This is a genomic window from Streptomyces caeruleatus (assembly GCF_001514235.1).
Taxonomy (GTDB): domain Bacteria; phylum Actinomycetota; class Actinomycetes; order Streptomycetales; family Streptomycetaceae; genus Streptomyces; species Streptomyces caeruleatus.
In genome coordinates this window covers 47,900-63,815 of record NZ_KQ948941.1, presented here as the reverse complement: position 1 = coordinate 63,815, position 15,916 = coordinate 47,900, and the positions used below count along the sequence as shown (strand labels likewise).

13 protein-coding genes are annotated in these 15,916 nt (G+C 68.8%); all 13 read left to right on the top strand.

Annotation, left to right across the window (positions count from 1 at the left end; genetic code table 11):
• The first annotated feature begins 12 nt into the window (after positions 1-12).
• The 13 genes from AQJ67_RS38280 to nuoN are packed head-to-tail and all read left to right on the top strand — an operon-like array spanning position 13 to position 15,813.
• Positions 13-567 carry a NuoB/complex I 20 kDa subunit family protein gene (locus AQJ67_RS38280; RefSeq protein WP_007383964.1) on the top strand — a complete coding sequence of 185 codons (555 nt, stop codon included), beginning with the start codon at positions 13-15 and terminating at the stop codon, positions 565-567.
• Entirely contained in the window at positions 564-1,334 is a 771-nt protein-coding gene (locus AQJ67_RS38275) for an NADH-quinone oxidoreductase subunit C (RefSeq protein ID WP_062724108.1), read from the top strand. The genes AQJ67_RS38280 and AQJ67_RS38275 overlap by 4 nt, the downstream gene beginning before the upstream one ends.
• Positions 1,331-2,710 (top strand): NADH-quinone oxidoreductase subunit D, encoded by a 1,380-nt coding sequence (locus AQJ67_RS38270; RefSeq protein ID WP_062724107.1) that lies wholly within the window; start codon positions 1,331-1,333, stop codon positions 2,708-2,710. Before AQJ67_RS38275 ends, AQJ67_RS38270 begins: the two co-directional genes overlap by 4 nt.
• On the top strand, positions 2,707-3,579 hold the full coding sequence (gene nuoE / locus AQJ67_RS38265; RefSeq protein ID WP_062724106.1) for an NADH-quinone oxidoreductase subunit NuoE: 873 nt from the start codon (positions 2,707-2,709) through the stop codon (positions 3,577-3,579). The genes AQJ67_RS38270 and nuoE overlap by 4 nt, the downstream gene beginning before the upstream one ends.
• Positions 3,579-4,928 carry an NADH-quinone oxidoreductase subunit NuoF gene (nuoF, locus tag AQJ67_RS38260; protein WP_062724105.1) on the top strand — a complete coding sequence of 450 codons (1,350 nt, stop codon included), beginning with the start codon at positions 3,579-3,581 and terminating at the stop codon, positions 4,926-4,928. The genes nuoE and nuoF overlap by 1 nt, the downstream gene beginning before the upstream one ends.
• Positions 4,925-7,483, top strand: coding sequence for an NADH-quinone oxidoreductase subunit G (locus AQJ67_RS38255; protein ID WP_062724104.1), 2,559 nt, complete (start codon positions 4,925-4,927; stop codon positions 7,481-7,483). The genes nuoF and AQJ67_RS38255 overlap by 4 nt, the downstream gene beginning before the upstream one ends.
• Positions 7,480-8,841 (top strand): NADH-quinone oxidoreductase subunit NuoH, encoded by a 1,362-nt coding sequence (nuoH, locus tag AQJ67_RS38250; RefSeq protein ID WP_062724103.1) that lies wholly within the window; start codon positions 7,480-7,482, stop codon positions 8,839-8,841. Before AQJ67_RS38255 ends, nuoH begins: the two co-directional genes overlap by 4 nt.
• Positions 8,834-9,475, top strand: coding sequence for an NADH-quinone oxidoreductase subunit NuoI (gene nuoI, locus AQJ67_RS38245; protein ID WP_062724102.1), 642 nt, complete (start codon positions 8,834-8,836; stop codon positions 9,473-9,475). Before nuoH ends, nuoI begins: the two co-directional genes overlap by 8 nt.
• A complete protein-coding gene (locus tag AQJ67_RS38240; protein ID WP_062724101.1) occupies positions 9,472-10,314 on the top strand; it encodes an NADH-quinone oxidoreductase subunit J in 843 nt (280 codons plus the stop codon). The genes nuoI and AQJ67_RS38240 overlap by 4 nt, the downstream gene beginning before the upstream one ends.
• Positions 10,311-10,610, top strand: a complete 300-nt coding sequence (gene nuoK, locus AQJ67_RS38235; RefSeq protein WP_003998919.1) for an NADH-quinone oxidoreductase subunit NuoK — start codon at positions 10,311-10,313, stop codon at positions 10,608-10,610. The genes AQJ67_RS38240 and nuoK overlap by 4 nt, the downstream gene beginning before the upstream one ends.
• Before the next feature lie 15 nt (positions 10,611-10,625).
• A complete protein-coding gene (nuoL, locus tag AQJ67_RS38230; RefSeq protein ID WP_062724100.1) occupies positions 10,626-12,590 on the top strand; it encodes an NADH-quinone oxidoreductase subunit L in 1,965 nt (654 codons plus the stop codon).
• A gap of 5 nt (positions 12,591-12,595) precedes the next feature.
• Positions 12,596-14,167 (top strand): NADH-quinone oxidoreductase subunit M, encoded by a 1,572-nt coding sequence (locus AQJ67_RS38225; RefSeq protein ID WP_062724099.1) that lies wholly within the window; start codon positions 12,596-12,598, stop codon positions 14,165-14,167.
• Positions 14,164-15,813: an NADH-quinone oxidoreductase subunit NuoN gene (nuoN, locus tag AQJ67_RS38220; RefSeq protein ID WP_062724098.1), complete on the top strand. Its 1,650-nt coding sequence runs from the start codon at positions 14,164-14,166 to the stop codon at positions 15,811-15,813. The genes AQJ67_RS38225 and nuoN overlap by 4 nt, the downstream gene beginning before the upstream one ends.
• The last annotated feature ends 103 nt before the right edge of the window (positions 15,814-15,916 follow it).

The window sequence follows — 15,916 nt, the reverse complement described above, 5'->3', positions numbered from 1 at the left end:
GGCCTTTAACTCATGGGACTCGAAGAAAAGCTGCCGAGCGGATTCCTGCTGACCACCGTCGAGCAGGCCGCGGGCTGGGTGCGCAAGGCGTCCGTCTTCCCGGCCACCTTCGGCCTCGCGTGCTGCGCCATCGAGATGATGACGACCGGCGCCGGCCGTTACGACCTGGCGCGCTTCGGCATGGAGGTCTTCCGCGGCTCGCCGCGCCAGGCCGACCTGATGATCGTCGCCGGCCGGGTCAGCCAGAAGATGGCGCCGGTGCTCCGGCAGGTCTACGACCAGATGCCGAACCCCAAGTGGGTGATCTCCATGGGGGTCTGCGCCTCCTCGGGCGGCATGTTCAACAACTACGCGATCGTGCAGGGCGTCGACCACATCGTCCCGGTCGACATCTATCTCCCCGGCTGCCCGCCGCGGCCCGAGATGCTGATGGACGCCATTCTCAAGCTCCACCAGAAGATCCAGTCCTCCAAGCTCGGCGTGAACGCCGAAGAAGCGGCCCGTGAGGCGGAGGAAGCGGCGCTCAAGGCCCTGCCCACGATCGAGATGAAGGGGCTGCTGCGGTGAGCGACGCGAACGGCACCAACGGCACCAACGGGGTGAACGGGTCGAACGGGGTCAACCCCGAGAAGGACCTCTCCGCCTCCAACCTCCCCGGCCAGCGCGGCCAGGGCGGCGAGGAGATCCGCGTCCAGCGCGGCATGTTCGGCGCCAACAACGGCGGGGACACCTCCGGGTACGGCGGCCTGGTCCGCTCGGTCCGGCTCCCGGGCCCGGCGAGTCGCCCCTACGGAGGCTGGTTCGACGAGGTCGCCGACGAACTCGAGGGCGCGCTGGAGGAACAGGGACTCCTGCCCGGCAACGCCATCGAGAAGACGGTCGTCGACCGCGGTGAACTCACCTTCCACATCGAACGCGAGCACCTGCTCCGCGTCGCCCGCACCCTGCGCGACGACCCGGCCCTGCGCTTCGAACTGTGCACCGGCGTCAGCGGCGTCCACTACCTCACCGACAAGGGCCGCGAGCTGCACGCCGTCTACCACCTGCGCTCGATCACCCACAACCGGCTGATCCGCCTCGAAGTCAGCGCCCCCGACAGCGACCCGCACATCCCGTCGCTCGTCTCCGTGTACCCGACGAACGACTGGCACGAGCGCGAGACGTACGACTTCTTCGGCATCGTCTTCGACGGTCACCCCGCCCTGACGCGGATCATGATGCCGGACGACTGGCAGGGCCACCCGCAGCGCAAGGACTACCCCCTCGGCGGCATCCCCGTCGAGTACAAGGGCGCCCAGATCCCGGCTCCGGACCAGCGGAGGTCGTACTCGTGAGCACGCAGTCAGCATCCGCCCACCCGTCACCCGGCCACCACCCCTCATCGGGTCCCTCCGGGACGCAGAGTCTTTCTCGTGAGACCACCGAGGGCACCGTATATACGGTCACCGGTGGCGACTGGGACGAGGTCGTCCAGGCGGCGGCCCGCGCCGACGACGAGCGCATCGTCCTCAACATGGGCCCGCAGCACCCCTCCACCCACGGAGTGCTCCGCCTCATCCTGGAGATCGACGGCGAGACGGTCACCGAGGCCCGCTGCGGCATCGGCTATCTCCACACCGGCATCGAGAAGAACCTCGAGTACCGGACCTGGACGCAGGGCACCACGTTCGTGACGCGCATGGACTACCTGACGTCCTTCTTCAACGAGACGGCCTACTGTCTCGCCGTCGAGAAACTCCTCGGCATCGAGGACGAGATCACCGAGCGCGCCAAGATCATCCGGGTGCTCCTGATGGAGCTGAACCGGCTCTCCTCCCACCTGGTGTGCATCGCCACCGGCGGCATGGAACTCGGCGCCACCACGATCATGATCTACGGATTCCGTGATCGTGAAATGATTCTCGACATCTACGAGCTCATCACGGGGCTCAGGATGAACCACGCGTACATCCGCCCCGGCGGACTCGCCCAGGACCTGCCGCCCGGCGCGGTGGACCAGATCCGCGAGTTCGTGAAGAAGATGAAGAAGAACCTCCCGGAGTACGACAAGCTCGCCACCGGGAACCCCATCTTCAAGGCCCGTATGCAGGACGTCGGCTATCTCGACCTGGCCGGCTGCATGGCCCTCGGCGCCACCGGCCCGATCCTGCGCTCCACCGGCCTGCCGCACGACCTGCGCAAGGCGCAGCCGTACTGCGACTACGAGACCTACGACTTCGAGGTCCCGACCGCCGACACCTGCGACTCCTACGGGCGCTTCCTGATCCGTCTGGAAGAGATGCGGCAGTCGCTCGGGATCGTCGAGCAGTGCCTGGACCGGCTTCAGCCCGGCCCGGTCATGGTCGCCGACAAGAAGATCGCCTGGCCCGCCCAGCTCGCCCTGGGCCCGGACGGGCTCGGCAACTCCCTCGACCACATCAAGAAGATCATGGGCACCTCCATGGAGGCCCTGATCCACCACTTCAAGCTGGTCACCGAGGGCTTCCGCGTCCCGCCGGGACAGGCGTACGTCGCCGTCGAGTCGCCCAAGGGCGAGCTCGGGGTGCACGCCGTGTCCGACGGCGGCACCCGCCCCTTCCGGGTCCACTTCCGCGACCCGTCCTTCACCAACCTGCAGGCCATGGCGGCGATGTGCGAGGGCGGCCAGGTCGCCGACGTCATCGTCGCCGTCGCGTCCATCGACCCCGTGATGGGAGGCGTCGACCGGTGACCACCTCTTCTTCCGAGCGGGGCGTCAGCCTGGGCATGCCCGAACTGCCCGCGCCCGCGTACCCGGACGACGTTCGGGAACGGCTCGAGCGCGACGCGCGCGAGGTCATCGCCCGCTACCCGGACTCCCGGTCGGCCCTCCTGCCGTTGCTGCACCTGGTGCAGTCGGAGGAGGGGCATGTCACGCGCACCGGGATGCAGTTCTGTGCGGACGTGCTCGGCCTGACCACGGCCGAGGTCACCGCGGTGGCCACCTTCTACACGATGTACCGGCGCAGGCCGAGCGGCGACTACCAGGTGGGCGTCTGCACCAACACCCTGTGTGCGGTGATGGGCGGCGACGCGATCTTCGAGGAGCTCCAGGAGCACCTGGGCGTCGGCAACGGCGAGACCACCGACGACGGCAAGGTCACCCTGGAGCACATCGAGTGCAACGCGGCCTGCGACTTCGCGCCGGTCGTGATGGTCAACTGGGAGTTCTTCGACAACCAGAACCCGGCCAGCGCCAAGCGCCTCGTCGACGACCTCCGGGCGGGACGGCCCGTCGAGCCGACGCGCGGGGCGCGGTTGTGCACCTTCAAGGAGACCGCGCGCATCCTGGCCGGCTTCCCCGACGAGCGGCCCGGGGCCGTCGAGGAGAGCGGCAGTGCGGGACCGGCGTCGCTGGTGGGCCTCCGCCTGGCCAGGGGAGAGGCCGCACCCGCGCGCGTGGTCCATCCGCGGGACGGCGGCCCGCACGACGAGCCGCAGGGCAAGACAGTGCACGAACCGTCGCCGGCTGAACACCTCAGCTCGCACGACGCGCCGCAGGAATCGTCCGCGTCCGACCCAGCCCACCCGGCAGGGCCTGTCGCCGAGGAGGGGGAGTGATGACGTTGGCACCAGAGCTGAAGGAAAACAGCCCCGAGAAGCTGCTCGCACCCGTGCTGTCGGCCTTCTGGGACGAGGACAGGTCCTGGACGCTGGACGTCTACCGAAGGCACGAAGGGTACGAGGGTCTGCGCAAGGCGCTCGCCATGTCGCCGGACGACCTGATCGCGTACGTCAAGGACTCCGGTCTGCGCGGGCGCGGTGGCGCGGGATTCCCGACGGGAATGAAATGGCAGTTCATTCCCCAGGGTGATGGAAAACCGCACTATCTAGTTGTCAACGCCGACGAATCGGAGCCCGGGACCTGTAAGGACATCCCGCTCCTCTTCGCGAACCCGCACAGCCTCATCGAGGGCATCGTCATCGCGTGTTACGCCATCAGGTCTTCGCATGCCTTCATCTATCTGCGTGGTGAAGTCGTCCCCGTATTGCGGCGGTTGCACGAGGCCGTGCGCGAGGCCTACGCGGCGGGCTACCTCGGCGAGAACGTCCTGGGCAGCGGACTCGACCTCGAACTCACCGTGCACGCCGGCGCCGGGGCGTACATCTGCGGTGAGGAGACCGCGCTGCTCGACTCGCTCGAAGGCCGCCGTGGTCAACCGCGGCTGCGTCCCCCCTTCCCTGCGGTGGCAGGTCTCTACGCCTGCCCCACTGTTGTGAACAACGTCGAGTCGATCGCGTCGGTTCCCGCGATCCTGCATCGGGGCAAAGAATGGTTCCGGTCGATGGGCAGCGAGAAGTCCCCGGGCTTCACGCTCTACTCGCTCAGCGGCCATGTCACCAATCCCGGCCAGTACGAGGCTCCGCTCGGCATCACACTCCGCCAGCTCCTGGAGATGAGCGGCGGGATGCGCCCCGGCCATCGCCTGAAGTTCTGGACGCCGGGCGGCTCCTCGACGCCGATGTTCACCGACGAGCACCTCGACGTCCCTCTTGACTACGAAGGAGTGGGCGCCGCGGGTTCCATGCTCGGCACGAAAGCGCTGCAGTGCTTCGACGAGACGACCTGCGTCGTGCGTGCCGTCACCCGCTGGACCGAGTTCTACGCCCACGAGTCCTGCGGCAAGTGCACGCCCTGCCGCGAAGGCACGTACTGGCTCGTGCAGTTGCTGCGCGACATCGAGGCCGGCAAGGGCGTCATGTCCGACCTCGACAAGCTCAACGACATCGCCGACAACATCAACGGCAAGTCCTTCTGCGCCCTCGGCGACGGTGCCGCCTCGCCGATCTTCTCCTCGCTGAAGTACTTCCGCGAGGAGTACGAGCAGCACATCACGGGCCGCGGCTGCCCCTTCGACCCGGCCAAGTCGACGGTCTGGGCCGACCACCGCACGGAGGTGAACGCATGACTGTGACCACCAGCGCTCCCTCCGGAGGGGGAGAGGCGGCGGTCCCGCCGGAAGATCTCGTGACGCTGACCATCGACGGCGCCGAGATCAGCGTGCCCAAGGGCACCCTGGTCATCCGGGCCGCCGAGGAACTCGGCATCGAGATCCCCCGCTTCTGCGACCACCCCCTCCTCGACCCGGCCGGCGCCTGCCGCCAGTGCATCGTCGAGGTCGAGGGCCAGCGCAAGCCGATGGCGTCCTGCACGATCACGTGCACGGACGGCATGGTCGTCAAGACGCACCTCACCTCGCCGGTCGCCGAGAAGGCCCAGAAGGGTGTGATGGAGCTCCTGCTCATCAACCACCCGCTGGACTGCCCGGTCTGCGACAAGGGCGGCGAGTGCCCGCTGCAGAACCAGGCCATGTCGCACGGACACGCCGAGTCCCGCTTCGAGGGCAGGAAGCGGACGTACGAGAAGCCCGTACCGATCTCCACGCAGGTGCTGCTCGACCGCGAGCGCTGCGTGCTGTGCGCCCGCTGCACCCGGTTCTCCAACCAGGTCGCGGGTGACCCGATGATCGAGCTGGTCGAGCGTGGCGCGCTCCAGCAGGTCGGCACCGGTGAGGGCGACCCGTTCGAGTCGTACTTCTCCGGGAACACCATCCAGATCTGCCCGGTCGGCGCGCTGACCTCGGCGGCGTACCGGTTCCGTTCCCGCCCCTTCGACCTCGTCTCCTCGCCGTCGGTGTGCGAGCACTGCTCCGGCGGCTGCGCCACGCGCACCGACCACCGGCGCGGCAAGGTCATGCGACGCCTGGCGGCCAACGACCCCGAGGTCAACGAGGAGTGGATCTGCGACAAGGGGCGGTTCGGGTTCCGGTACGCGCAGCAGCGTGACCGGCTTCAGACGCCTCTGGTGCGCAACGCCGAGGGCGACCTCGAACCCGCCTCCTGGCCGGAGGCGCTCCAGATCGCGGCCCAGGGGCTGCTCGCCTCACGCGGCCGCACCGGTGTCCTGACCGGCGGTCGGCTCACCATCGAGGACGCCTACGCGTACAGCAAGTTCGCGCGCGTGGCGCTCGACACGAACGACATCGACTTCCGCGCGCGCGTGCACAGCGGCGAGGAGGCCGACTTCCTCGCCGCGCGGGTCGCCGGGCACGGCCGTGACCTCGACGGTACGGGCGCCACGTACGCCTCCGTCGAGAAGGCGCCGGCCGTCCTGCTGGCCGGGTTCGAGGCCGAGGAGGAGGCGCCCGGCATCTTCCTGCGGCTGCGCAAGGCCTGGCGCAAGCACGGCCAGAAGGTGTTCGCGCTGGCCACGCACTCCACGCGCGGTCTGGAGAAGGCCGGCGGCATGCTGCTGCCCGCCGCTCCCGGCACCGAGACCGAGTGGCTGGACGCGCTCGCCAGCGGGGTCGGCCTGGACGAGGCCGGATCAAAGGCGTCCGAGGCACTGCGCACCGAGGGCGCGGTGATCGTCGTCGGTGAGCGGCTGGCCGCAGTGGCGGGCGGGCTCACCGCCGCCGTACGGGCCGCGACCGCGACCGGCGCCGAACTGGTGTGGATCCCGCGCCGGGCCGGGGAGCGCGGTGCCGTCGAGGCGGGCGCGCTGCCGTCGCTGCTGCCCGGCGGACGTCCCGCGACCGACCCACGCGCGCGTGAGGAGGTCGCCGCCGTCTGGGGTCTGGCCGATCTCCCGCACCGTTACGGCCGCGACACCGGCCAGATCGTCGAGGCCGCCGCGACCGGCGAGCTCCAGGCGCTGCTGGTCGCGGGCGTAGAGGTCGCCGACCTGCCCGACCCGGCACGCGCGCGCGTGGCGCTCGCCGAGGTCGGTTTCGTGGTCTCGCTGGAGCTGCGACCCGGTGAGGTGACCGAGCTCGCCGATGTCGTGCTGCCGGTTGCCGCGGTCGCCGAGAAGGCCGGCACCTTCCTCAACTGGGAGGGCCGGGTGCGCTTCTTCGAGGCCGCGCTCAAGCCCGACCAGATGACCCGCCGTCTGGCCCCGACCGACGGGCGGGTGCTCCAGATGCTGGCCGACGCCATGGACGTACACCTGGGCCTGCCGGATCTGCGCACCACGCGCGCGGAGATCGACCGGCTCGGACCATGGGACGGACCGCGGGCCACCGAACCGCTGGAGGCCCGCCCGTCGCCCGACCACCACCCCTCAACGACAGGCTCCGCCTGGCCCCTTTCGTCTGCCCAGTTGCCGCGACCGGCCGCCGGTGAGGCCGTGCTGGCCGGGCACCGGCTGCTGCTCGACCAGGGCCTCCTCCAACAGGGCGACGAGGCGCTCGCCGGCACCCGGCACGCCGCCCACGCGCGCGTGTCGGCCGCCACGGCGGCCGAGGCCGGGGTGAAGAACGGCGACGTACTCGCCGTGAGCGGTCCGGCCGGAGTCGTCGAACTCCCGCTGCAGATCACGGAGATGCCCGACCGGGTGGTGTGGCTCCCGCTGAACTCCGTGGGCCGCGGCGTCGCCTCCGACACCGGGGCGCTGCCCGGCTCACTCGTCCGCATCGGCCCGGCGACCCTCGCGTCCGAGGCCCCCGAGGAGGTGGAGGCATGAGCCCTTTCCTCGCCGCTGAAGACCTCTCGATGTTCGGCCGCGACCCCTGGTGGCTGGTCGTCATCAAGGCGGTGTTCTGCTTCGCCTTCCTGATGGTGACCGTGCTGTTCTCCATCGTCTGGGAGCGCAAGGTCGTCGCCTGGATGCAGCTGCGCATCGGCCCCAACCGGCACGGCCCCTGGGGCATGCTCCAGTCGCTCGCCGACGGCATCAAGCTGATGCTGAAGGAAGACGTCATCGTCAAACGCGCGGACAAGGTGGTCTACGTCCTCGCGCCGATCGTCGCGGCCATCCCGGCCTTCATGGCCATCGCGGTGATCCCCTTCGGCCCGGCCGGCAACGAGATCTCGATCTTCGGCCAGCGCACCACGATGCAGCTCACCGACCTGCCGATCGCGATGCTCTACATCCTCGCGGTCGCCTCGGTCGGCATCTACGGCATCGTCCTCGCGGGTTGGAGTTCCGGCTCCACCTATCCGCTGCTCGGCGGACTGCGTTCCTGCGCGCAGATGATCTCGTACGAGATCGCGATGGGCGCGGCGTTCGCCTCGGTGTTCCTCTACTCCGGGTCGATGTCGACGTCGGCGATCGTCGAGGCGCAGCAGGACCGCTGGTACATCGTGCTGCTGCCGGTGTCCTTCCTGATCTACATCGTGACGATGGTCGGCGAGACCAACCGCGCCCCGTTCGACATGCCGGAGTCCGAGGGCGACCTGGTCGGCGGGTTCAACACCGAGTACTCGTCGATCAAGTTCGCGATGTTCATGCTCGCCGAGTACGTGAACATGGTGACGGTCTCGGCCGTCTCCGTGACGCTCTTCCTGGGCGGCTGGCGGGCGCCGTACCCGATCAGCGCCTTCTGGGAGGGCGCGAACCACGGCTGGTGGCCGCTGCTCTGGTTCGTGATCAAGGTCCAGCTGCTGCTCTTCTTCTTCATCTGGCTGCGCGGCACGCTGCCTCGCGTCCGCTACGACCAGCTGATGAAGCTGGGCTGGAAGGTCCTCATCCCGGTCTCCGTCGTCTGGCTGATGCTCGTCGCGACCGTGCGGACCCTCCGGAACGAGAACTACGACTTCGCCGACATCGTGCTCTACGTCGCCGGCGGCGTCATCGCGTTGCTGCTCCTCTCCTTCATCGCGGACATGTTCCGTGAGCGGGCGAAGGCGGCCTCGCATCCCGCCGAGGAGCCCGCGTTCGACGCGATGGCGGGCGGATTCCCCGTACCGCCCCTGCCCGGACAGGAGCTTCCGCCGGTGCCGCGGCGCCGCTCGCGCCGTGAGCGGGAGCTGATTGTCAGTGGTGGGCCCGATACTCAGAGTGACGGATCTCTGGATGGAAAGGAGGCGTCCGATGGCTGAGGAGCCCAAGGAGACCAAGCCCGGTTTCCAGAACCCCGTGGCCGGCTTCGGCGTGACCTTCAAGGCCATGTTCAAGAAGCGGCTGACCGAGCAGTACCCGGAACAGCAGAAGACCACCGCTCCGCGTTTCCACGGACGGCACCAGCTCAACCGCCATCCGGACGGCCTGGAGAAGTGCGTCGGCTGTGAGCTGTGCGCCTGGGCCTGCCCCGCCGACGCCATCTATGTGGAGGGCGCCGACAACACCGACGAGGAGCGCTACTCGCCGGGCGAGCGGTACGGCCGCGTCTACCAGATCAACTACGCCCGCTGCATCCTGTGCGGCCTGTGCATCGAGGCGTGCCCCACGCGCGCGCTCACGATGACCAACGAGTTCGAGCTTGCGGACTCCAGCCGCGCCAACCTCATCTACACCAAGGAGCAGCTGCTCGCCGGTCTGGAAGACGGCATGGTCGACAGTCCCCACGCCATCTACCCGGGGACCGACGAACAGGACTACTACCGGGGTCTGGTGACGGAGGCCGCGCCGGGCACGACCCAGCAGGTCGCGCTCTCCAAGGGTGAAATCCCGCAGGAGGCCGCCACCACCTTCGGCAAGGACGAACCAGCGTCCGAGAAGGTGATCGGCCGATGACCGAGCAGCTCGCCGCCTACTCCACCTCCACCGGCGAGGCCGTCCAGTTCTGGATCCTCGGCACCGTCGCCGTCATCGGCGCCCTGTGCACCGTCTTCATGAAGAAGGCCGTGCACAGCGCGCTCTGTCTCGCCGGGACCATGATCATCCTGGCGGTCTTCTACCTCGCCAACGGTGCCTACTTCCTGGGCATCGTGCAGATCGTCGTCTACACCGGCGCGATCATGATGCTGTTCCTGTTCGTGGTGATGCTGGTCGGCGTCACGGCCGCGGACTCCCTGAAGGAGACCATCAAGGGCCAGCGCTGGCTGGCCCTTCTCTGCGGGCTCGGCTTCGGCATCCTGCTGATCGCGGGCATCGGCAACGCCTCCATCACGGAGTTCAACGGCCTGGCCCAGGCGAACGCGAACGGCAATGTGGAGGGCCTCGCGGCGCTCATCTTCACCAAGTACGTCTTCGCCTTCGAGATCACCGGCGCCCTGCTGATCACGGCCGCCGTCGGCGCCATGGTGCTCACGCACCGCGAGCGCACCGAGCGCGCCAAGACCCAGCGCGAGCTGTCCGAGCAGCGCGTCCGCGAAGGCAAGCACGTCCCGCCGCTGCCCGCGCCCGGCGTGTACGCCCGGCACAACGCGGTCGACATCGCGGGCCTGCTGCCCGACGGCACGCCGTCCGACCTCACGGTCAGCAAGACGCTGCGCGAGCGGGGCCAGATCCGTGACGTGTCCACCGAGGCGCTGAACGACCTGCGGGCCCTGGAGCAGCGCGCGGAGGAGCGGCTGGAGCGGACCGCGATCGAGCCGGCGACCTTCAAGCGGCCCGAGGAGGCGTCCAAGTGAACCCGGTCAACTACCTCTACCTCGCCGCCCTGTTGTTCACGATCGGCGCCACCGGCGTGCTGATCAGGCGCAACGCGATCGTCGTCTTCATGTGCATCGAGCTCATGCTGAACGCCTGCAACCTCACGCTCGTCGCCTTCTCCCGGATGCACGGCAACCTCGACGGCCAGATCATCGCCTTCTTCACGATGGTCGTCGCCGCCGCCGAGGTCGTCGTCGGGCTCGCGATCATCGTGTCGCTGTTCCGTTCCCGCCACTCGGCCTCGGTCGACGACGCCAGCCTGATGAAGCTCTAAGGGGTCGGAAGAATCGTGGAGAACCTGATTGCGCTGCTGATCGCGGCGCCATTGCTCGGAGCGGCCGTACTGCTGTGCGGTGGCCGGCGCCTCGACCGCGTCGGCCACTGGATCGGCACCGCCCTCGCCGCCGTCTCCTTCGTGTTCGGCGTCGTCCTCTTCGCCGACCTGCTCGGCAGGAGCGCCGAGGACCGGACCCTGACGAGCCACCTGTTCAGCTGGATCCCGGTCGAGGGCTTCCAGGCGGACATCGCCTTCCGCCTGGACCAGCTGTCGATGACGTTCGTGCTGCTGATCACCGGCGTCGGCTCGCTGATCCATCTGTACTCGGTCGGGTACATGGAGCACGACGAGCGGCGCCGCCGCTTCTTCGGCTATCTGAACCTGTTCCTCGCGGCGATGCTGCTGCTCGTCCTCGCCGACAACTACCTGCTTCTGTACGTCGGCTGGGAAGGCGTCGGTCTCGCCTCCTACCTGCTGATCGGCTTCTGGCAGCACAAGCCCAGCGCCGCCACCGCCGCGAAGAAGGCCTTCCTGGTCAACCGCGTCGGCGACATGGGCCTGTCGATCGCGATCATGATGATGTTCCTCTGGTTCGGCACCTTCGCCTTCGGGCCGGTGCTCGGCGGGGAGGGGGAGCCCGGCCTGGTTGGTGACGCGAGCGAGGGCAGGCTCACGGCGATCGGCCTGATGCTGCTGCTCGCCGCGTGCGGCAAGTCCGCTCAGGTGCCGCTCCAGTCCTGGCTCGGGGACGCGATGGAGGGCCCGACCCCGGTCTCGGCCCTCATCCACGCCGCGACGATGGTGACCGCGGGCGTCTACCTGATCGTCCGCTCCGGCGCCATCTTCAACGCAGCGCCCGACGCGCAGCTGGTCGTCACCATTGTCGGCGCCGTAACGCTCCTCTTCGGTGCGATCGTCGGTTGCGCGAAGGACGACATCAAGAAGGCGCTGGCCGGCTCGACCATGTCGCAGATCGGCTACATGGTCCTCGCCGCCGGCCTCGGCCCCATCGGCTACGTCTTCGCGATCATGCACCTGGTGACGCACGGCTTCTTCAAGGCCGGGCTGTTCCTCGGCGCCGGTTCGGTCATGCACGGCATGAACGACGAGGTCGACATGCGCAAGTACGGCGGCCTGCGCAAGTACATGCCGGTCACCTTCGTGACGTTCGGCCTCGGCTACCTCGCGATCATCGGCTTCCCGGGCCTGTCCGGCTTCTTCTCCAAGGACAAGATCATCGAGGCGGCGTTCGCCAAGGGCGGCACCGAGGGCTGGATCCTCGGCGGCTGCGCGCTGTTGGGCGCGGCCATCACGGCGTTCTACATGACGCGCGTGATGCTGATGACGTTCTTCGGCGAGGAGCGCTGGCGGCACACGAAGACGGCGTCACCGGCCGAACCCAGCGTGGAGCCCGCCGCCGAGACGCACGGCGAGCACGCGGAGCCGCACCCGCACGAGTCGCCCAAGGTCATGACGATCCCCATGATCGTGCTGGCCGTCGGATCGGTCGCAGGCGGTGCGTTCTTCAGCATCGGCGACCGCTTCGTGCACTGGCTCGAGCCCATCACCGGGCACTCCCACGGGCACCCCCCGATCGGCGCGGCAGCGGTCACCGGCGCGACCGTGGCGTGCATGATCATCGGCGTCGCCATCGCCTACGCCCAGTACGGCCGCCGCCCGGTCCCCGCCGTCGCCCCGCGCGGGTCGCTGCTCACCCGGGCCGCCCGGCGCGACCTGTACCAGGACGACTTCAACCACGTCGTTCTCGTACGCGGTGGAGAGCACCTCACGCGTTCTCTGGTGTACGTCGACCACACCCTGGTCGACGGCGTCGTCAACGGCACGGCGGCCTCGGTCGGCGGTCTGTCCGGACGGATGCGCAGGCTTCAGAACGGCTTCGCGCGGTCGTACGCGGTCTCGATGTTCGGCGGTGCGGCGATCCTCATCGCCGCGACCCTGCTGATGAGGGCGGTCTGATACCGATGTCCTTTCCTCTGCTGACAGCCACGGCGGCGCTCCCGGCGATCGGGGCGGTCGCCACGGCCGCCGTACCGGCCGCTCGGCGCACCGCCGCCAAGTGGCTGGCGCTGCTCGTCTCGCTCGCCACCCTCGCCCTCGCGATCACCGTCCTGGTCCGCTTCGACCCGGACGGCGACCGCTACCAGCTCACCGAGTCACACGCCTGGATCGCCGACTTCGGCGTCCGCTACGAACTCGGCGTGGACGGCATCGCCGTGGCGCTGATCGCGCTGACGGCGCTGCTGATCCCGTTCATCATCCTCGCGGGCTGGCACGACGCCGACCCGCTGGAGACCGGCAGTTCGCGCTGGCGGCCCACGCAGGGCTTCTTCGCCCTGATCCTGGCCGTCGAGGCGATGGTGATCCTCTCTTTCGAGGCCACCGACGTCTTTCTCTTCTACATCTTCTTCGAAGCCATGCTCATCCCGATGTACTTCCTCATCGGCGGCTTCGGGGACCGTGCCCACGAGCACGGCGAGAAGGTGGCGTCGACCCAACGCTCGTACGCCGCCGTGAAGTTCCTGCTCTACAACCTGGTCGGCGGTCTGATCATGCTGGCCGCGGTGATCGGCCTGTATGTGGTCGCCGGGAACTTCAGCCTTCAGGAGATCGCCGAGGCCCGCGCCAACGGCACGCTCGACATGGCGACGAACACCGAACGCTGGCTGTTCCTCGGCTTCTTCTTCGCCTTCGCCGTGAAGGCACCGCTGTGGCCGCTGCACACCTGGCTGCCCAACGCGATGGGGGAGGCCACCGCACCGGTCGCCGTCCTCATCACCGCGGTCGTCGACAAGGTGGGCACCTTCGCGATGCTCCGCTTCTGCCTCCAGCTGTTCCCGGAGGCCAGCAAGTGGGCGACGCCCGCCATCCTCGTACTGGCGCTGATCAGCATCATCTACGGGGCGCTGCTCGCGGTCGGCCAGCGGGACATGAAGCGCCTGATCGCGTACGCGTCGATCTCGCACTTCGGCTTCATCATCATGGGCATCTTCGCGATGACCAGCCAGGGCCAGTCCGGCGCGACGCTCTACATGGTCAACCACGGCATCTCGACAGCCGCGTTGATGCTGGTGGCAGGCTTCCTGATCTCCCGGCGCGGCTCGCGGCTCATCGCCGACTACGGCGGTGTGCAGAAGGTCGCCCCGGTGCTCGCCAGCACCTTCCTGATCGGCGGTCTGGCGACCCTGTCGCTGCCCGGACTGGCGCCGTTCGTGAGTGAGTTCCTGGTCCTGGTCGGCACGTTCACGCGCTACCCGGTGATCGGCATCATCGCCACGTTCGGCATCGTGCTCGCCGCGCTCTACACCCTCGTCCTCTACCAGCGGACGATGACGGGCCCCGTGAAGCCGGAGGTCTCGGCGATGCCCGACCTCAGGGTGCGCGAGCTCGTGGTCGTCGCTCCGCTGGTCGCATTGCTGATCTTCCTGGGCGTCTACCCGAAGCCCGTCACGGACATCGTCAACCCGGCGGTCAAGCAGACCATGTCCGACGTACAGAAGAAGGACCCCCAGCCCGAGGTGGAGGCGGCCAAGTGAGCGCATCAGCCGTCCACAGCCTGTGGACAATCGCGGCCGACCCGATCCCGAAGATCGGCGCGCCGAAGATCGAGTACGGACAGCTCTCGCCCACCCTGATCATCGTCGGTGCGGCGGTCGTCGGGGTGCTGATCGAGGCTGTCGTCCCGCGCAAGGCTCGTTACTACGCGCAGGTGTTCGTCTCCGTCGTGGCCCTCGTCGCGGCCTTCGCCGCGGTCGTGGCGCTCGCCGCCGGCGGATACGCCACGACCAAGGCGGGCATCGCCGCGATGGGTGCCATCGCCGTCGACGGGCCGGCTCTGTTCCTCCAGGGCACGATCCTGCTGGCCGCCCTGGTCGGCCTGTTCACCTTCGCCGAACGACGGCTCGACCCGGCGGCACACGGCAACCGGGTCGACTCCTTCGCCGCGCAGGCCGCGTCCGTGCCGGGCAGCGACAGCGAGAAGGCCGCGGTCAAGGCCGGGTTCACCACCACCGAGGTGTTCCCGCTGCTGCTGTTCGCGGTCGCCGGCATGCTGGTCTTCCCGGCGGCCAACGATCTGCTGACACTGTTCATCGCCCTGGAAGTCCTCTCGCTCCCGCTGTACCTGATGTGCGCGCTGGCCCGCCGCAAGCGGCTGATGTCGCAGGAGGCCGCGGTCAAGTACTTCCTGCTCGGTGCGTTCGCCTCCGCGTTCACGCTGTTCGGTATCGCGCTGCTGTACGGCTACGCGGGCTCGGTGTCGTACGTGACGATCGCGCAGGTCGTCGACGGTACGGTCCCGGAGGTCACTCCGGCGCTCGCGGACACGATGGGCAACGACGCGTTGCTGCTGGTCGGCGCCGCGATGATCGTGATGGGGCTGCTGTTCAAGGTGGGCGCTGTCCCGTTCCACATGTGGACGCCGGACGTCTACCAGGGCGCTCCGACGCCGGTGACCGGGTTCATGGCGGCGGCGACGAAGGTGGCGGCGTTCGGTGCGCTGCTGCGGATTCTGTACGTCGTGCTGCCGGGCCTGCGCTGGGACTGGCGGCCGGTCATGTGGGGCGTGGTGATCGTCACCATGCTGGGCGGTGCGATCGTCGCGATCACGCAGACCGACATCAAGCGACTGCTGGCGTACTCGTCGATCGCGCACGCCGGGTTCATCCTCGCGGGTGTCATCGCGACCACGCCGGACGGGGTGTCGTCCGTCCTCTTCTACCTGGCCGCGTACTCGTTCGTGACGATCGGGGCGTTCGCGGTGGTGACGCTGGTGCGGGACGCCGGCGGCGAGGCCACGCACCTGTCCAACTGGGCGGGTCTGGGCCGTCGTTCGCCGCTGGTCGCGGCCGTGTTCGCGGTGTTCCTGCTGGCCTTCGCCGGTATCCCGCTGACCTCCGGCTTCGCCGGGAAGTTCGCCGTGTTCAAGGCGGCGGCGGAGGGCGGGGCGGCCCCGTTGGTCGTGGTCGGTGTGATCTCGTCGGCGATTGCGGCGTTCTTCTACATCCGTGTCATCGTGCTCATGTTCTTCAGTGAGCCGCGGCCCGAGGGGCCCACGGTCGCCGTTCCGTCGCCACTGACGATGACGGCGATCGGGGTCGGCGTGGCGGTGACGCTGGTGCTGGGGGTCGCGCCGCAGTACTTCCTGGATCTGGCGAGTACGGCAGGGGTGTTCGTGCGCTGACGCGTCGCCCGCCTGTACGGCCCGCTCGCACGGCAGTTTGTACCGCAGTGGCCCGGCTTCCCTCGGGGGGATGCCGGGCCACTGCGCTGTGGAGGGCCCGCCG